Below are 13156 nucleotides of genomic sequence, written 5' to 3'. Positions count from 1 at the left end.
GCAGCACGCGAAGGGCGCGGCACACGAAGGGGCGCGGCACGCGGGAAGGGCGCGGCGCGGCACGCGGGAAGGCGCGGCACGGGAAAGGGCGGCTCCCCGGGGGGAACCGCCCTTGTCGCGTGGCCGAAGGTCAGATGCGCTCGCCGCTGACGGCGTTGAACACGTGGACCTGCTCCGCCTGCGGCTTGATGAACACCGTCTCGCCCATGGTCGGCATGTTGCGCCGGTCGGTGCGGACGACGAAGCGCTCCGAGCCGCCGTCGAGGGCCGCGTGGCCGTAGACGTTGGCGTCCGAGCCGAGGTCCTCGACCAGGTCGACGACGATCGGCAGGCCGCCGGCGGTCGGGGCGACCAGGTCGGTGGCCTCGGGGCGGAAGCCGATGGTGACCTTGCCGCCGCCGGACTGGGCCGCCGCGACCTGCTCGCGGGTCAGCGGCACGGCCAGCTCGGCGAAGTTCGCGCCGGCCTCGCCCAGCGGCACGGTCTTGATGTTCATCGCCGGCGAGCCGATGAAGCCCGCGACGAAGACGTTGCCGGGGGTGTCGTAGAGGGCGCGCGGGGTGTCGCACTGCTGCAGCACGCCGTCGAGCATGACCGCGACCCGGTGGCCCATCGTCATGGCCTCGACCTGGTCGTGGGTGACGTAGACGGTGGTGATGCCCAGCTTGGCCTGCAGCGTGGCGATCTGCGAGCGGGTCTGGACGCGGAGCTTGGCGTCGAGGTTCGACAGCGGCTCGTCCATGAGGAACACCTGCGGCTCGCGGACGATGGCCCGGCCCATGGCGACACGCTGACGCTGACCGCCGGAGAGCGCCTTCGGCTTGCGGGAGAGGTACTCGTCGAGCTGGAGCAGCTGGGCGGCCTCCTTGACCCGGCGGTCGATCTCCGACTTCGGGGTCTTGCGCAGCTTCAGGGCGAACGCCATGTTCTCGTACACCGACATGTGCGGGTAGAGGGCGTAGTTCTGGAAGACCATCGCGATGTCGCGGGACTTCGGGGGCAGGTTGGTGACGTCCTTGCCCTGGATGAGGATCCGGCCGCGGTCGACGTCCTCGAGGCCGGCGAGCATGCGGAGGCTGGTGGACTTGCCACAACCCGAGGGGCCGACCAGGACGAGGAACTCGCCGTCGCCGATCTCGAGCTCCAGCTCGTTGACGGCGGGGCGGTCGGAACCCGGGTAGATCCGGGAGGCCTTGTCATAGGTGACGGTAGCCATGGTGAATCGACTTCCTTTCCACCGGCAGGAACGTGCCGGACGATCCGAGTGGGAGGAACAGCGCGTAGCTGGGCACGCGCCTCGACACCGTAAATCTTTTTTCATGTTCTGCCAAGGTCGTCCGCGTCCCCCGGGCGTTTCGGAGCGTTCCGCCGTCAGCCGCTATGCTGAGCCCGCGCCCCTGTAGCTCAGTTGGCCAGAGCACCTGTCTTGTAAACAGGATGTCGTCGGTTCGATTCCGACCGGGGGCTCCACCGTCGCGGCGCCGTCGGCCGCACGAAAACCATTCTCAGGGTGTCGTCATGCGTATCGAGCGGGTCACCGATGCCGCCGTCGTGCATCGCGCCGCGGACCTGTTCGACGATCCGCCGCTGGCCGACGCCACCGCGAAGTTCCTGGCCGCGCCCGGCCATCACCTGCTGCTGGCCTTCGACGGGGACCGGGCCGTCGGCATGATCACCGGCGTCGAGATGACGCATCCCGACAAGGGTACGGAGATGTTCGTCTACGAGCTGGGCGTGGCACCGCACGCGCGGCTCCGCGGCATCGGCACCGCCCTCGTCGAGGCGCTCGCCGGCATTGCCCGGGAACGGGGCTGCTACGGGATGTGGGTCGGCACCGAGCAGGACAACGAGGCCGCCCAGCGGACGTACCGGCGGGCGGGGGCGGCCGAGGAGAAGCCGTTCCTGCTGCTGGCCTGGGACGTCACCTAGGTCCGGTCCGAGGCGGGCCACACGTACGGAAGGTCGGCGGGGATGTCGCCGAACAGCGGCCGGTAGAAGTCGGGATCCTTGCGGACCAGGGCCGAGCGGTGGCTCAGGTGCAGGGCATCGTCGCCGAGCCACGGCGGCAGTTCCCCGGCGGCGGCGAGTTCCGGCTGCGTACGGATCACGGTGAGGGCCCGGGCCGCGGCCACGTCGGCGCGCATCGTCGCCGCCGTCGTGTCCGCGCGGCCCGCGGCCACCCACACGTCGCACATGTCGAGGCCGTACCGGACCAGGGCCTCCTCGTAGCCCGTCCACATCTACACCGCCGGGTGGTGGCGCCAGCCGTACCCCGGCCGGATCAGCCCGCGCAGGACCTGGAGGGTCTCCACCCGTTGCTTGCCGAGCCGCTTCTGGTCGAGCACGGCAGCGCCGGCGGCGAAGCCGGGGTACGGCAGGAACGTCTGCATCAGGCCGTGATCCCGGTCCGGGTCAGAAGTCGCGGTCCGCTCCGGCGACCGGGCGGCCGCCGGTCGAGAAGTGACGCTGGGCCTCGTCGTCGACCGGCTCCTCGTGCACCCGCGGGTCGTCGACCGGTTCGCTCGGGGCGCCGGCCAGGGCGGAGGGCGTGACGTCGGTGCCGCCCGCGGGCAGCCCGCTCGGGCCGGGAAGCGCCGGTACGCCGCCGGGCATCTCGTTGACCGGCAGCAGCCCGCCGAGTCCGCCGAGCAACGGCACGCCTCCGGCGAACGGGCCGGATTCGAGCGGCGCGGGGGTGATGCCGTCGAGCAGCGGCAGCGAACCGAGCAGGGCGGGGATCTCGGGACGGGGCGCGGGCTTCTTCCGTTGCTCGGCGGTCACGGCCCGCTTGGGCAGGGCCGGCGTCACGCCGTTGAGGTCCGCGGAGTTGGTGCCCGGCCGGACGTCGACGAGCCGGACGTCGCCGAGCGGGTCGGGCAGGCTCAGCCCGCCGGCCGGGTCGAGGCCGTCGCCGGGCGCCGGAAGCAGGCCGTCCCCGGACGCCGGAAGCAGGCCGGTCGGGAGCGGGCCGTCTCCGGGGGCCGAGAGCAGGCCGGTGAGGCCGCCCGCCGGGGCCGGCACGACGTCGTCGGCGTGCGCGGGGGCCGCGCCGAGCAGCAGGAAGCCGCCGACCACCGCCCCGGCGTAGAACCACTTGCGCATCGTTCTTCCTCCTGCGAGAAGGGGACATAAGGCTCGGATGGGGCAACGAGCGGCCACCGGCGAGGGTTCCGGCTGACTACCATGCGGCCATGGCCGTCGATCCCGCTCGCGAAGTCGTCCGGAGGTCGCTGGTGTCGCGGCTGCGCGACGGGCTTCCGCGCAACGGTGACCCCCGCCCGCATTTCGTCGTCTGCGGCGCGGACGCGCTGGTCTACACGGTCGCCGAGGAGCTCGCGAACGCCGGCCACCGGATCCGGCTGACCGTGATCGTGCCCCCGGACCTGCGCTCCGACGTGCCGGATCTGGGCACCCTGCGCGGCATCCGGGTGGTCCGCGCCGAGCGGCTGGACGAGCGGACCTTCCGCGCGGCCGGGCTCGCGGACGCGGCGGCGCTGGCCCTGGTCATGCCGGACGACGTGGTGAACCTGCACGCCGCCCTCTGCGCGCAGGCCGTGGAGCCGGATCTGCGGCTGGTGATCCGGATGTTCAATTCCGGGCTCGGGTACGGCGTACGCCGCCTGTTCGAGGACAGCGCGGTGCTCTCCGACGCCGCCATGGCGGCACCGGCGTTCGTGGCGGCGGCCCTGGGCGAGGTGGCCCCGACGCACGTCCGGCTCCCGGGCCGCACGGTCTACGTCGCGCGGCGTGCCGACGTACAGCCGGAGCACGTGATCTGTTCCCTGACCGCCGCGGACGGCGCCGGACGCGTCGACGTCCTGCCCGCCGAGCCCGCGGCGGAGGCGCAGCAGCCGGAGGACCTGGTCCTCGCCGAGGCCACCGGGCGGCCGGCCGGGCAGACGCTCGCCGCCCAGCGCCTGGTCCGGGCCCGCAAGCGGCGGCGGCATCCGCTCGCCACGTTCGGCCGTGCGGTGCGCGCGGCCCTCAACCGCAAGCTCGGCATAGCGGTCGTCATCACGCTGGTGGTGACCGCGATCTCGGGGACGGTCCTCGCGCACGCCGCGGAGGTGCACGGCTTCTGGAAGTCGATCTACGTCACGCTGCTCACGGCGGTCGGCTCGTCCGACGTGGAGGAGAACCGCAACGCGGTCGCCCAGGCGGCCCAGCTCGTGCTGACCATCGCCGGGCTCGCCCTGCTGCCGCTGATCACCGCGGCCGTGGTCGAGGGGATGGTCAACGCGCGGCTGGCGCTGGCCCGCGGCGCCGTACCGAACGACCGGGCCGATCACATCGTGGTCGTCGGCCTCGGCAGCGTCGGCACGCGCGTGCTGCGCCAGCTCGTCGACCTGGGCCTCGAGGTGGTCGCGATCGACCGCCGGGCCGACGCCCGCGGCGCGAAGGTGGCGGAGCAGCTGGGGGTGCCGCTCATCGTCGGCGACGCGTCGCTGGAGGAGACGCTGCGCGCGGCGTCCGTGGCCACCAGCAAGGCGCTGGTGGTGGTCTCCACCGACGACGTCACCAACCTGCAGGCCGCACTGAACGCCCGCGCGGCCCGCCCCGGCCTGCGCGTGGTGCTGCGGCTCTTCGACGACGACTTCGCCCGCCGGGTGGAGGACGCGTTCAACATCGACATCTCGCGCAGCGTCTCCCGGCTGGCCGCCCCCGCCTTCGTGGCGGCGATGCTGGAGCGCGACGTGCTCGCCACGATTCCGGTCGACCGGCACGCGCTGCTGGTCGCGGCGGTGCGGGTGCTCGGCGGGGCGCCGCTGGACGGGGCGCCGCTGAGCCGGGTGGATCGGGCGCTGAGCGTACGGGTGATCGGTCTGTCCGCCGCCGGCGCGGAGTGGGTCGACTGGGCGCCGGACCCGCGCCGCGTCCTGGGTGCCGGTGACCGCATCTTCGTGGTGGCCCGCCGGGCCGGACTGCGCGCGCTGGTCGAGCAGGCCACCCCGCCGGCCGAGTCGCTGCTCGTCGAAAGGGCCGAAACCCCTGGTGAAGGACGGGACCAACGCCCCTGATCTTGCGGGCGCCCGGCGGCGATGCTGGGGATCATGGCAGTGCAGACGATCGCCGTACGACCGGCGGCAACGGCGACCGGGCTGCGTCCCGAACCCGCCGATCTCGTGACCGCGGCGGTGGAGTTCCTGTTGACGACGGCCTTCATGGCCACCGTCTTCGGGCTCGTACGGTGGGGCATCGGCACGGCCGCCGCGGATGCCGGACCGGTCGAGCTGCGCCTGCGGGTGGCGGTCGTCTCCCTGGCGGTCGGCCTCGTCATCGTCGGCTTCATCGTGTCCGGGCCGGGACGCTTCAGCGGCGCCCACATGAACCCGGCGATCACGCTGGCCTCGTTCGCGGCCGGCCGTACCCCGGCCCGCCGGGTGCTGCCCTATCTCGTGGCGCAGTCGGCCGGCTCGATCGCCGCCGCGGTGCTCAGCCGGGCCGCCTGGGGCCCCGCGGCCACCAGCGCCGTCGTCCAGCCCGCACCGGGATGGTCGGCGGGGGGTGTCGCCCTCGTGGAGGCCGCGGTCCTGGCGGTGATCGCGGCGGTCATGTGCCGGGCGACGACCCCGTACCTGCCGTGGATCATGGGCGGCCTGTTCGGCCTCCAGGGCGCGATCCTCGGCACGGTCACCGGCGGCTCGGCGAACCCGGCGCGGCAACTGGGCCCGGCCCTGCTGGCGGGCGACCACCGCCTGCTGGCCGTCTACCTGATCGCGCCGATCGTGGGCGCCGTCCTGGCCGCCCGCCTGACCCGCCGCCGGAGCGAGCCCGCCTGACCGGCCGTCGGAGTGAGGCTGCCTGGCACGCCGGCCGGAGTCAGACCGCGCCCACCTCGATGCCGAGGACGGCCTGCTCGTCGGGTTTGTGGGCGAGCACGTCGGTGAGGTACGACTGCACCGCAGGGCCCATGCCGACGTCCCGGCCGGCGCGCTCGGAGAGCAGCCACTTGTGCTGGATGATCTGCGAGAAGATCTCCTGCGGCTCCAGCTTGCGGCGCAGGTTGGCCGGCACCGCCCGGACGACCGGCTCGAACACCTCGGTCAGCCAGCGGTGGGCGGCCTGCTGCTCGTCGGTCAGGTCGCTCTCCGCCCGGTACGCGTCCAGGTCGTTGAGCAGCTGCCGGGCCTGGTTCTCCTCGGCGTCCAGGCCGGTCAGCCGCAGCAGCCGGCGGGTGTGGTAGCCCGCGTCCACGACCTTGGGGCGCACCCGGTAGCCGCCGTCCACCGTGGACATGGCCACCTCGGCGACGTCGAAGCCGAGCTCGTTGAGGCGGCGGATGCGGCCCTCGATGTCGTGCCGGGCGTCGCGCCCGACCTCCTGCTCGTACGTGACCTCGTGCCACAGCCGCTCGTAGCGCGCCACGATGTCGTCGACCACCGCCTCCGGGTCGATCGCCTCGTGCAGCAGCTCGGCGGCCTGCAGGTCGAGGCATTCGCCGAAGATGTTGAGCCGCAGGATCTCGATGTCCTCGCTGCGCTGCCCCTCGGAGAGCTTCGGATAGAGGTTGCCGGTCTCCGCGTCGACGAGATAGGCGGCGAACGCGCCCGCGTCGCGGCGGAACAGGGTGTTGGACAGCGAGCAGTCGCCCCAGGAGAAGCCGGTGAGGTGCATCCGGACGATCAGCGCGGCGAGCGCGTCGAGCAGCCGGTTCATCGTCTCGGGGCGCAGCACGTGCGAGAAGAGCGCCCGGTAGGGCAGGGAGAACTGGAGGTGCCGGGTGATCAGCACCGTCTCCAGTGGTTCGCCCTGCTCGTCGATCCGGTCGGTGACGATGGCGACCGCCTCCACGGCCGGGAAGTCGATCCGCTCCAGCGCGCGCAGCAGGTCGTACTCCTTCTCGGCGATCCGTTCCCGGGTCTCCTTCAGGGCGTACACGGTGTCGTTGAGTTTGACGAACCGGACGATGTGCCGCGAGATGCCCTGCGGCAGGGCGACCAGGCGATCGGCCGGCCACTCCTCGAGCGGCACGTGCCACGGCAGATCCAGCAATGCCGGGTCGACGAGGGCTGAGGTGATGCGCACGAACCCCAGTGTGCACGGTCCGGGCGGCGCGTCGCTGCCGCACGTGGCTCGTTACACACAAGCGAGATCGACCGATTGTTGCTTATGTCGGCGATGTGACTCGAGGGACGGGAGTGGATTTGCGACGCGCCGTGAGCATCGCCGCCGGGGCGTGCGCCGCCCTGGCACTGGTCGGTACGGCCGGTGCCGTGACGTGGACCCAGGTGACCGGCGAGGGCCGGGTCGTCGGGACCTGGCACGAGCCTCCGGCCGCCTCCCCGACGCCCGTCGCGGCGCAGCAGGCCGTGCCCGTCCCCGGTGCGGCCGCGGGCAGGCCCGCGAGGGATCCGCGCACCACGACCGCTCCGGCGCCCGAGCCGTCCGCGACCGGGGCCGCCGGTGACACCGTGCACGAGTCCGCCGGCGTCACCGCCGAGGACGGCCGGCAGCGGATCGGCGAGCTGCTCAGCGTCGACAAGCTGCTCGGGTACGGCGCCCCGAGGCGTGAGGTCTTCCGCTACCCGGGCGCCTCGTACGTGAAGCTGCACTTCAGCCGCATGGCGATGCTGCCGGGCGACTACGTGACCGTCTCGGACGCCGCCGGCCGTGAGTCCTACCGCTACGAGGCGCCGAAGCCGCTGGAGGCGCCGGCCGGGCGCTGGGCCATGTCGATCACCGGCGACACCGCGGTGCTCGAGGTGCACCGGGGCGGCGGCACCCTGGCCGGTGCGCTGCTCGGGGGTCTCGGCGTACGGGTGGACCGGGTGGCCAAGGGCTTCACCAGGAAGGAGCAGGCGTCGGCCCCCGCGGAGCAGCTGCGCAACCCGAACCGTACCGGCCGCGAGGAGTCGGTCTGCGGCGGCGACGAGAGCCGGGACGCCGTCTGCTACCGGTCGGCGGATCCCGTCGCGTACACCCGCTCGAAGGCCATCGCGCGGCTGCTGATCAACGGCACCGAGCTGTGCACCGGCTGGCGGATCGGCACGAAGAACCGGATGCTGACCAACAACCACTGCTTCGACAACTCGGACGACGCGTACGAGACCGAGGTGTGGTTCAACTACCAGTGCGCCCGGTGCGGCGGCTTCGAGGTGTTCCGGCCGACGAAGGTGTGGGGCGACAAGGTCATCGCCACGAACCACACGTACGACTACACGCTCTTCACGATCGAGAACTTCGGTTCCGTACGGAAGTTCGGGTACCTGACCCTGGACACCGCCCGCCCCGCCCGCGGCCAGGAGCTGTACGTGCCCCAGCACCCGGCCGGCGAGCCCACCCGCATCGCCGGGCGGCTCGGCGAGAAGGCCGGCACCTGCTCGGTCGCCGACAACGCCTTCGACGGGTACGCCCGGGACTCCGACGTCTCCTACTTCTGCGACACCGAGGGCGGCTCGAGCGGCAGCCCGGTGCTCTCCCGCAAGACCGACAAGGTGGTGGCGCTGCATCACTTCGGCGGCTGCCCGAACTCCGGTGTCCGCGCCGACCTGCTCCACAACCGGATCAAGACCTACCTCTGAGGCGTGGCCGCGGGCCGGTAGCGTGGTGGCCATGGAGACGGCCGTGGAGACCCGCCGTCATCAGCGCGTACGCGGCTGGTGGCCGGATCTCCTGCTGCTCGCCGGCTTCGTGCTGCTGACCGTCGCCCTCGCCCGGGGGCACCTGCTGGCCCTGGACGTCCGGGTGGCCGACTGGGTGTCCACGCACCGGCCGGCCCCGCTGTACTGGACCCTGCGGGTGCTCAACTACCTCGGGCAGGGCGGCCAGGTGCTGATGCCTGTCGCGATCCTGCTGGCCGGCCTGGGGGCGTGGCGCCTGCGGTCGGTGCGGCCGCTGGTGCTCTTCGGCGGGGCGTTCGTGCTCACGTACGTGACGATCGGCCCGCTGAAGATCTGGCTGGACCGGGCCGCCCCGGCGTTCAAGGGGCCGGACCGCGAGATCCTGTTCAACCCGGCGGCGTCCGGCGCCGAGGCGATGAGCTACCCGTCGGGGCACGTCGCCAACGCGCTGGCCTGGTATTTCGTCATCGTGCTGCTGCTCGCTCCGGTGCTGCGCCGGCCGCTGTCCGACCGCGCCCGGCTGGCCCTGCGGGTGGCGCCGCCGGTGATCGTGTTCATCACCACGACGTACCTCGCGTTCCACTGGATCACCGACTCGGTGGCGGGGCTGCTCCTCGGGCTGATCCTGGTCCGGCTGCTGGCACGCGTACCGTGGGGGATCGGATCTAGATCCACTTCCCGGCCCGCATCACCCGCTTGACCCGCAGGTCGGCCGAGAGCACGACCAGGTCGGCGCGCAGGCCGGCCTCCAGCGCGCCGAGCCGGTCGCCGAGGCCCAGCGCCCGCGCCGGGGTGGTCGAGGCCATCGCGGACGCCGCCGGCAGGTCCAGGCCCGCGCCCACGGCCTGCCGGAAGGCCGCGTCCATGGTCAGCGTGCTGCCGGCGATCGAGCCGTCGCGGGCCAGCCGCGCCACCCGGTCGGCGACCGTGACCTCCTGCCCGCCGAGCTCGTAGCGCCCGTCGGGCATGCCGGCTGCGTCCATCGCGTCGGTGACCAGCGCCGACCGGTACGGCGTCGTGTGCGCCGCGAAGCGCAGCATCCCGTCGTGCAGGTGGATGCCGTCGGCGACGAACTCGCAGACGATCGAGGGGGAGTCGAGCAGCGCCACCACCGGGCCCGGCTCGCGGTGGTGCGGCGGCCGCATGCCGTTGAAGACGTGGGTGCCGACGGTCGCGCCCGCGGCCACCCCGGCCAGGGTCTGCTCGTACGTCGCATCGGTGTGCCCCAGCGCCGCCACCACGCCCTGGCCGGCCAGGTAACGGACCGCGTCCAGGGCGCCGGGCAGCTCCGGGGCGATGGTCATCATCCGCACCGCGCCCGCCCCCAGCTCGACCAGCGCGCTCAGCTCCTCGAGCGACGGGTCGCGCAGGAACTCGGGGTTCTGGGCGCCGCACCGGACCCCGCTCAGGTACGGCCCCTCGAAGTGGATGCCGGCGATCGCCCCCTCCGCCACCAGCGGCAGGTATGCGGCCGTCGCGTCCCGCATCAGCTCGTACGGCGAACTGACCAGGCTGGCGAGCATCGTGGTGGTGCCGTGGCCCAGGTGGAAGGCGGCCGCCGCGGCGGCGTCCCGGGCGTCGCCGCGGGTGAACGTGTGCCCGCCGCCACCGTGACAGTGCAGATCCACGAAGCCGGGCACGATGATGTCGTCGCCGGCGTGCGGGTGCTCGTCCACGGACAGGATCGTCGGCCCGTCCACCTCGACGGAGCCGGGGACCACCGCGCCCGGCCGGACCACCCGGCCGTGGATCTTCGTCACGTGTCGCTCTCCAGGGAGTCGAGGGCCAGCAGGGCGGCGCCGAGGCAGCCGGCGGTGTCGCCGAGGGCCGCCCGGACGATCGTGGGTACCCGGTGGAACGTGATCCGGGCGGCGAGCGCGATCCGCAGCGGGGCCAGCAGCGCCTCTCCCGCCTCGGCCAGGCCGCCGCCCAGCACGACGACGCCGGCGTCGTAGAGCGCCTGCGCGGTCAGCAGCCCGTCGGCGAACGCCTCGACCGCCTCGGTCCAGACCGTGTTGGCCAGCTCCTCGCCGGCCGCCGCGCGGTGGGCCACGTCGTACGCGGTCACGCCCTCGTCGCCGGAGAGCTGGACGTACCGGCGGCCGACGGCGGAGGCCGACGCGATCGACTCCAGGCAGCCCCGGGCGCCGCAGTTGCACGGCGGGCCGCCCGGTCGGACGATGATGTGCCCGACCTCGCCGGCGGCGCCGTGCGCGCCCGCGAAGGCCCGGCCGTCGACGACGTGCGCGGCGGCGATGCCGGTGCCGATCGCGATGAACAGCACGTGCCGCTGGTCGCGTCCGGCGCCCACGCGGGCCTCGGCCATGCCGCCGGCCCGGACGTCGTGGCCGAGCACCGAGGGCAGCCCGACCCGCGCCGCGACCAGGTCGCGCAGCGGCACGTCGCGGAAGCCGATGTTGCTGGACCACACGGCCGTGCCGGTCTCCTCGTCGACCACGCCGGGCACCGCCACCCCGGCGGCCACCGGGTGCAGGCCGTCGGCGCGGGCCCGGTCGGCCAGGCCCGCGGCGATGTCGAGGATGTCCGCGGTGACCGCCTCCGGGCCGCGTCCGGCCAGGGTGGGGTGCCGCTCGGTGTGGTGCACGGTGCCGTCCCGGCGGACCAGGCCGCATTTCATGCCGGTGCCGCCGACGTCCAGCGCCACCACGACATCGCCGGTCATGGAGTCGTCATGGCAGCACGACGGAGCGGGTGAGGTTGCGCGGGTGGTCCGGGTCGAGGCCCTGGCTGGTGGCGAGCAGCACCGCGACGCGCTGGGCCACGACCAGGTCCGCCATCGGGTCCAGGCCGGTACGCCCGCCGCCGCGCCAGCTGCCGAGGGCGGCGTACCCGCCGTTGTAGCGGCTGTGCACGAACGCGGCGCCGGTGTGCTCGACCTCCTCGCAGAGGCCCGCCGGGATCTCGCCGAACGCCCAGACGACGCGGCCGGGCCGGGCGATCGAGATCGGGCCGTGCCGGTAGTCCATGGCCGGGTACGCCTCGGTCCACCAGCCGGCCGCCTCCCGGCATTTGAGCGCGGCCTCCTCGGCGAGGCCGACGGTCCAGCCGCGGCCGAGGAAGGTGATCTGCTCGGCCAGCGCAGGGTGCACCGGCAGCGGGAGGCGTACGGCCACCTCGGCGTCGGCCGCGACCGGCTCGATGTCGTAGTTCAGGTGCGCCCGCAGCAGGGCCAGGGCGCTGGTGGCGAAGCGGGTCTGCACGACCGACAGCTCGTCGGCGAAGTCCAGCACGACGGCCTCCCGCGCGGCAGCGGCGGCCGGCGTCTCCCCGTCGGCGGTGATCACCGTGGTGGGGGAGGTGTCCCGGAGGGCGTCGAGCAGCTCGGCGACCTCGGTGGTGGTCCCGGAGCGGGTGATCGCGAGGACCCGGTCGTAGCGGCGGCCGCGGGGGAACTCGGACGCCTGGAACGCGTCGGTGTCGCCGTGTCCCTCGGCCTCGCGCAGGGCCGCGTACGCCTTGGCCATGTACCAGGACGTGCCGCACCCGACGACGGCTACCCGCTCGCCGGGCAGGGGGAGCCCGTCCGAGTCGGCCATCTTGGCGGCTTGCCGCCAGCAGTCGGGCTGGCTGGCGATCTCCACCTTGACGTGACTCATGGCAGTTCCTCATCAGGCCGTTGTGCTGCGCATAAGCGCTCGGTTCGCCGCTCTTTCGAGCTGCATTCTGCGTGGAACATCGGCGGCGACGCAACCTCCGCAGCGTGATCGCGCAGGTACGCTCTTTGCTACGCGACGTTTCGCGCACTAATGTGCACACTCTTATCACGAAACGAGCAGCAGGGAGATCGGGTGGACCGGTACGCGCGGTGGAATGCCCTGCTGGAGGTACTGGCGGAGAGCGGCCGCGTCACGGTGGAGGACGCGGCGGAGCGGCTCGACGTCTCCCAGGCCACGATCCGCCGCGACTTCGACCAGCTCGCCCAGCAGCAGATGATCACCCGTACCCGGGGTGGCGCGGTCGCCAACGGCGTCTCGTACGACCTCCCGCTGCGCTACAAGAGCGCCAAGCACTCGGCGGAGAAGCAGCGCATCGGCGAGGCGGCGGCGAACCTGGTCGTACCCGGAACGGTCGTCGGCCTCAACGGCGGCACCACGATGACCGAGGTGGCCCGCGCGCTGGCGGTCCGCCCCGACCTCAACATCAGCGGCGACGGCGCCCAGCTGACCGTGGTGACCAACGCCCTCAACATCGCCAACGAGCTGCTCGTCCGCTCCCGCATGAAGATCGTCGTGGCCGGCGGCGTGGTCCGCCCCCAGTCCTTCGAGCTGGTCGGCCCGCTCGGCGGCGCGCTGCTCAAGGAGGTCACCCTCGACATCGTGCTGCTCGGGGTGGACGCCCTCGACGTGGAGCTCGGCGCCGCGGCGCACCACGAGGGTGAGGCGGCGATGAACAGCCTGATGGTGGCCCGCGCCAAGCGGGTGGTGGTGATCGCCGACTCGTCGAAGCTCGGCGGCCACGCCTTCGCCCGCATCTGCCCGATCAGCAAGGTCGAGACCCTGGTCACCGACTCCGGCGCCCCGCCGGAGCTGCTCGACGCGTTCCGCGACGCCGGCGTCCAGGTGGTCTGCGCCTGA

Annotated in this window: 12 protein-coding genes, 1 tRNA gene and 1 pseudogene; 7 read left to right on the top strand and 7 right to left on the bottom strand. The window is 73.1% G+C overall.

Annotated features, from left to right (window positions below):
- Positions 1-130: 130 nt before the first annotated feature.
- Positions 131-1216 carry an ABC transporter ATP-binding protein gene (locus tag CLV70_RS16690; RefSeq protein WP_106127430.1) on the bottom strand — a complete coding sequence of 362 codons (1086 nt, stop codon included), beginning with the start codon at positions 1214-1216 and terminating at the stop codon, positions 131-133.
- 177 nt (positions 1217-1393) lie between these two features.
- Between CLV70_RS16690 and CLV70_RS16685 the strand changes: the two genes are divergently transcribed.
- Positions 1394-1470: transfer RNA gene (locus tag CLV70_RS16685), tRNA-Thr, on the top strand.
- A gap of 48 nt (positions 1471-1518) precedes the next feature.
- Entirely contained in the window at positions 1519-1929 is a 411-nt protein-coding gene (locus CLV70_RS16680) for a GNAT family N-acetyltransferase (protein WP_106127429.1), read from the top strand.
- Here CLV70_RS16680 and CLV70_RS16675 read toward each other — a convergent pair.
- A pseudogene (locus CLV70_RS16675) lies at positions 1926-2390 on the bottom strand (MSMEG_6728 family protein). The gene CLV70_RS16680 and the pseudogene CLV70_RS16675 sit on opposite strands and share 4 nt — an antisense overlap.
- A 22-nt stretch (positions 2391-2412) precedes the next feature.
- Complete coding sequence (locus CLV70_RS16670; RefSeq protein WP_106127428.1) at positions 2413-3102, bottom strand: hypothetical protein; 690 nt, start codon at positions 3100-3102, stop codon at positions 2413-2415.
- An 89-nt stretch (positions 3103-3191) separates the two neighbouring features.
- On the opposite strand from CLV70_RS16670, the gene CLV70_RS16665 reads away from it, so the two are divergent.
- Together CLV70_RS16665 and CLV70_RS16660 are read left to right on the top strand one after the other, a co-directional pair.
- Positions 3192-5018 (top strand): potassium channel family protein, encoded by a 1827-nt coding sequence (locus CLV70_RS16665; protein WP_106127427.1) that lies wholly within the window; start codon positions 3192-3194, stop codon positions 5016-5018.
- A gap of 33 nt (positions 5019-5051) precedes the next feature.
- Positions 5052-5780 (top strand): aquaporin, encoded by a 729-nt coding sequence (locus tag CLV70_RS16660; protein WP_158277772.1) that lies wholly within the window; start codon positions 5052-5054, stop codon positions 5778-5780.
- 40 nt (positions 5781-5820) lie between these two features.
- On the opposite strand, the gene CLV70_RS16655 is transcribed toward CLV70_RS16660, so the two are convergent.
- A complete protein-coding gene (locus tag CLV70_RS16655) occupies positions 5821-7026 on the bottom strand; it encodes a DUF4032 domain-containing protein (protein ID WP_106127425.1) in 1206 nt (401 codons plus the stop codon).
- Positions 7027-7139: 113 nt separating this feature from the next.
- Between CLV70_RS16655 and CLV70_RS16650 the strand changes: the two genes are divergently transcribed.
- Both CLV70_RS16650 and CLV70_RS16645 read left to right on the top strand, forming a co-directional pair.
- Positions 7140-8522, top strand: a complete 1383-nt coding sequence (locus tag CLV70_RS16650) for a trypsin-like serine peptidase (RefSeq protein WP_106127424.1) — start codon at positions 7140-7142, stop codon at positions 8520-8522.
- 31 nt (positions 8523-8553) lie between these two features.
- Complete coding sequence (locus tag CLV70_RS16645; protein WP_106127423.1) at positions 8554-9261, top strand: phosphatase PAP2 family protein; 708 nt, start codon at positions 8554-8556, stop codon at positions 9259-9261.
- On the opposite strand, the gene nagA is transcribed toward CLV70_RS16645, so the two are convergent.
- From nagA to CLV70_RS16630, 3 genes are read right to left on the bottom strand one after another with little or no spacing between them, the layout of a single operon-like run.
- A complete protein-coding gene (gene nagA / locus CLV70_RS16640) occupies positions 9227-10321 on the bottom strand; it encodes an N-acetylglucosamine-6-phosphate deacetylase (RefSeq protein WP_106127422.1) in 1095 nt (364 codons plus the stop codon). The genes CLV70_RS16645 and nagA overlap by 35 nt on opposite strands.
- On the bottom strand, positions 10318-11244 hold the full coding sequence (locus CLV70_RS16635; RefSeq protein ID WP_106127421.1) for an ROK family protein: 927 nt from the start codon (positions 11242-11244) through the stop codon (positions 10318-10320). Before CLV70_RS16635 ends, nagA begins: the two co-directional genes overlap by 4 nt.
- A 7-nt stretch (positions 11245-11251) precedes the next feature.
- Positions 11252-12178, bottom strand: a complete 927-nt coding sequence (locus tag CLV70_RS16630; protein ID WP_106127420.1) for an SIS domain-containing protein — start codon at positions 12176-12178, stop codon at positions 11252-11254.
- 192 nt (positions 12179-12370) lie between these two features.
- On the opposite strand from CLV70_RS16630, the gene CLV70_RS16625 reads away from it, so the two are divergent.
- Entirely contained in the window at positions 12371-13156 is a 786-nt protein-coding gene (locus tag CLV70_RS16625) for a DeoR/GlpR family DNA-binding transcription regulator (RefSeq protein WP_106127419.1), read from the top strand.

Origin of the sequence: Pseudosporangium ferrugineum (assembly GCF_003002065.1) — a bacterium.
Taxonomy (GTDB): Bacteria; Actinomycetota; Actinomycetes; order Mycobacteriales; family Micromonosporaceae; genus Actinoplanes; species Actinoplanes ferrugineus_A.
Note: the sequence above shows the minus strand (reverse complement) of the source record. Positions and strands in the feature narration are given on the sequence as shown.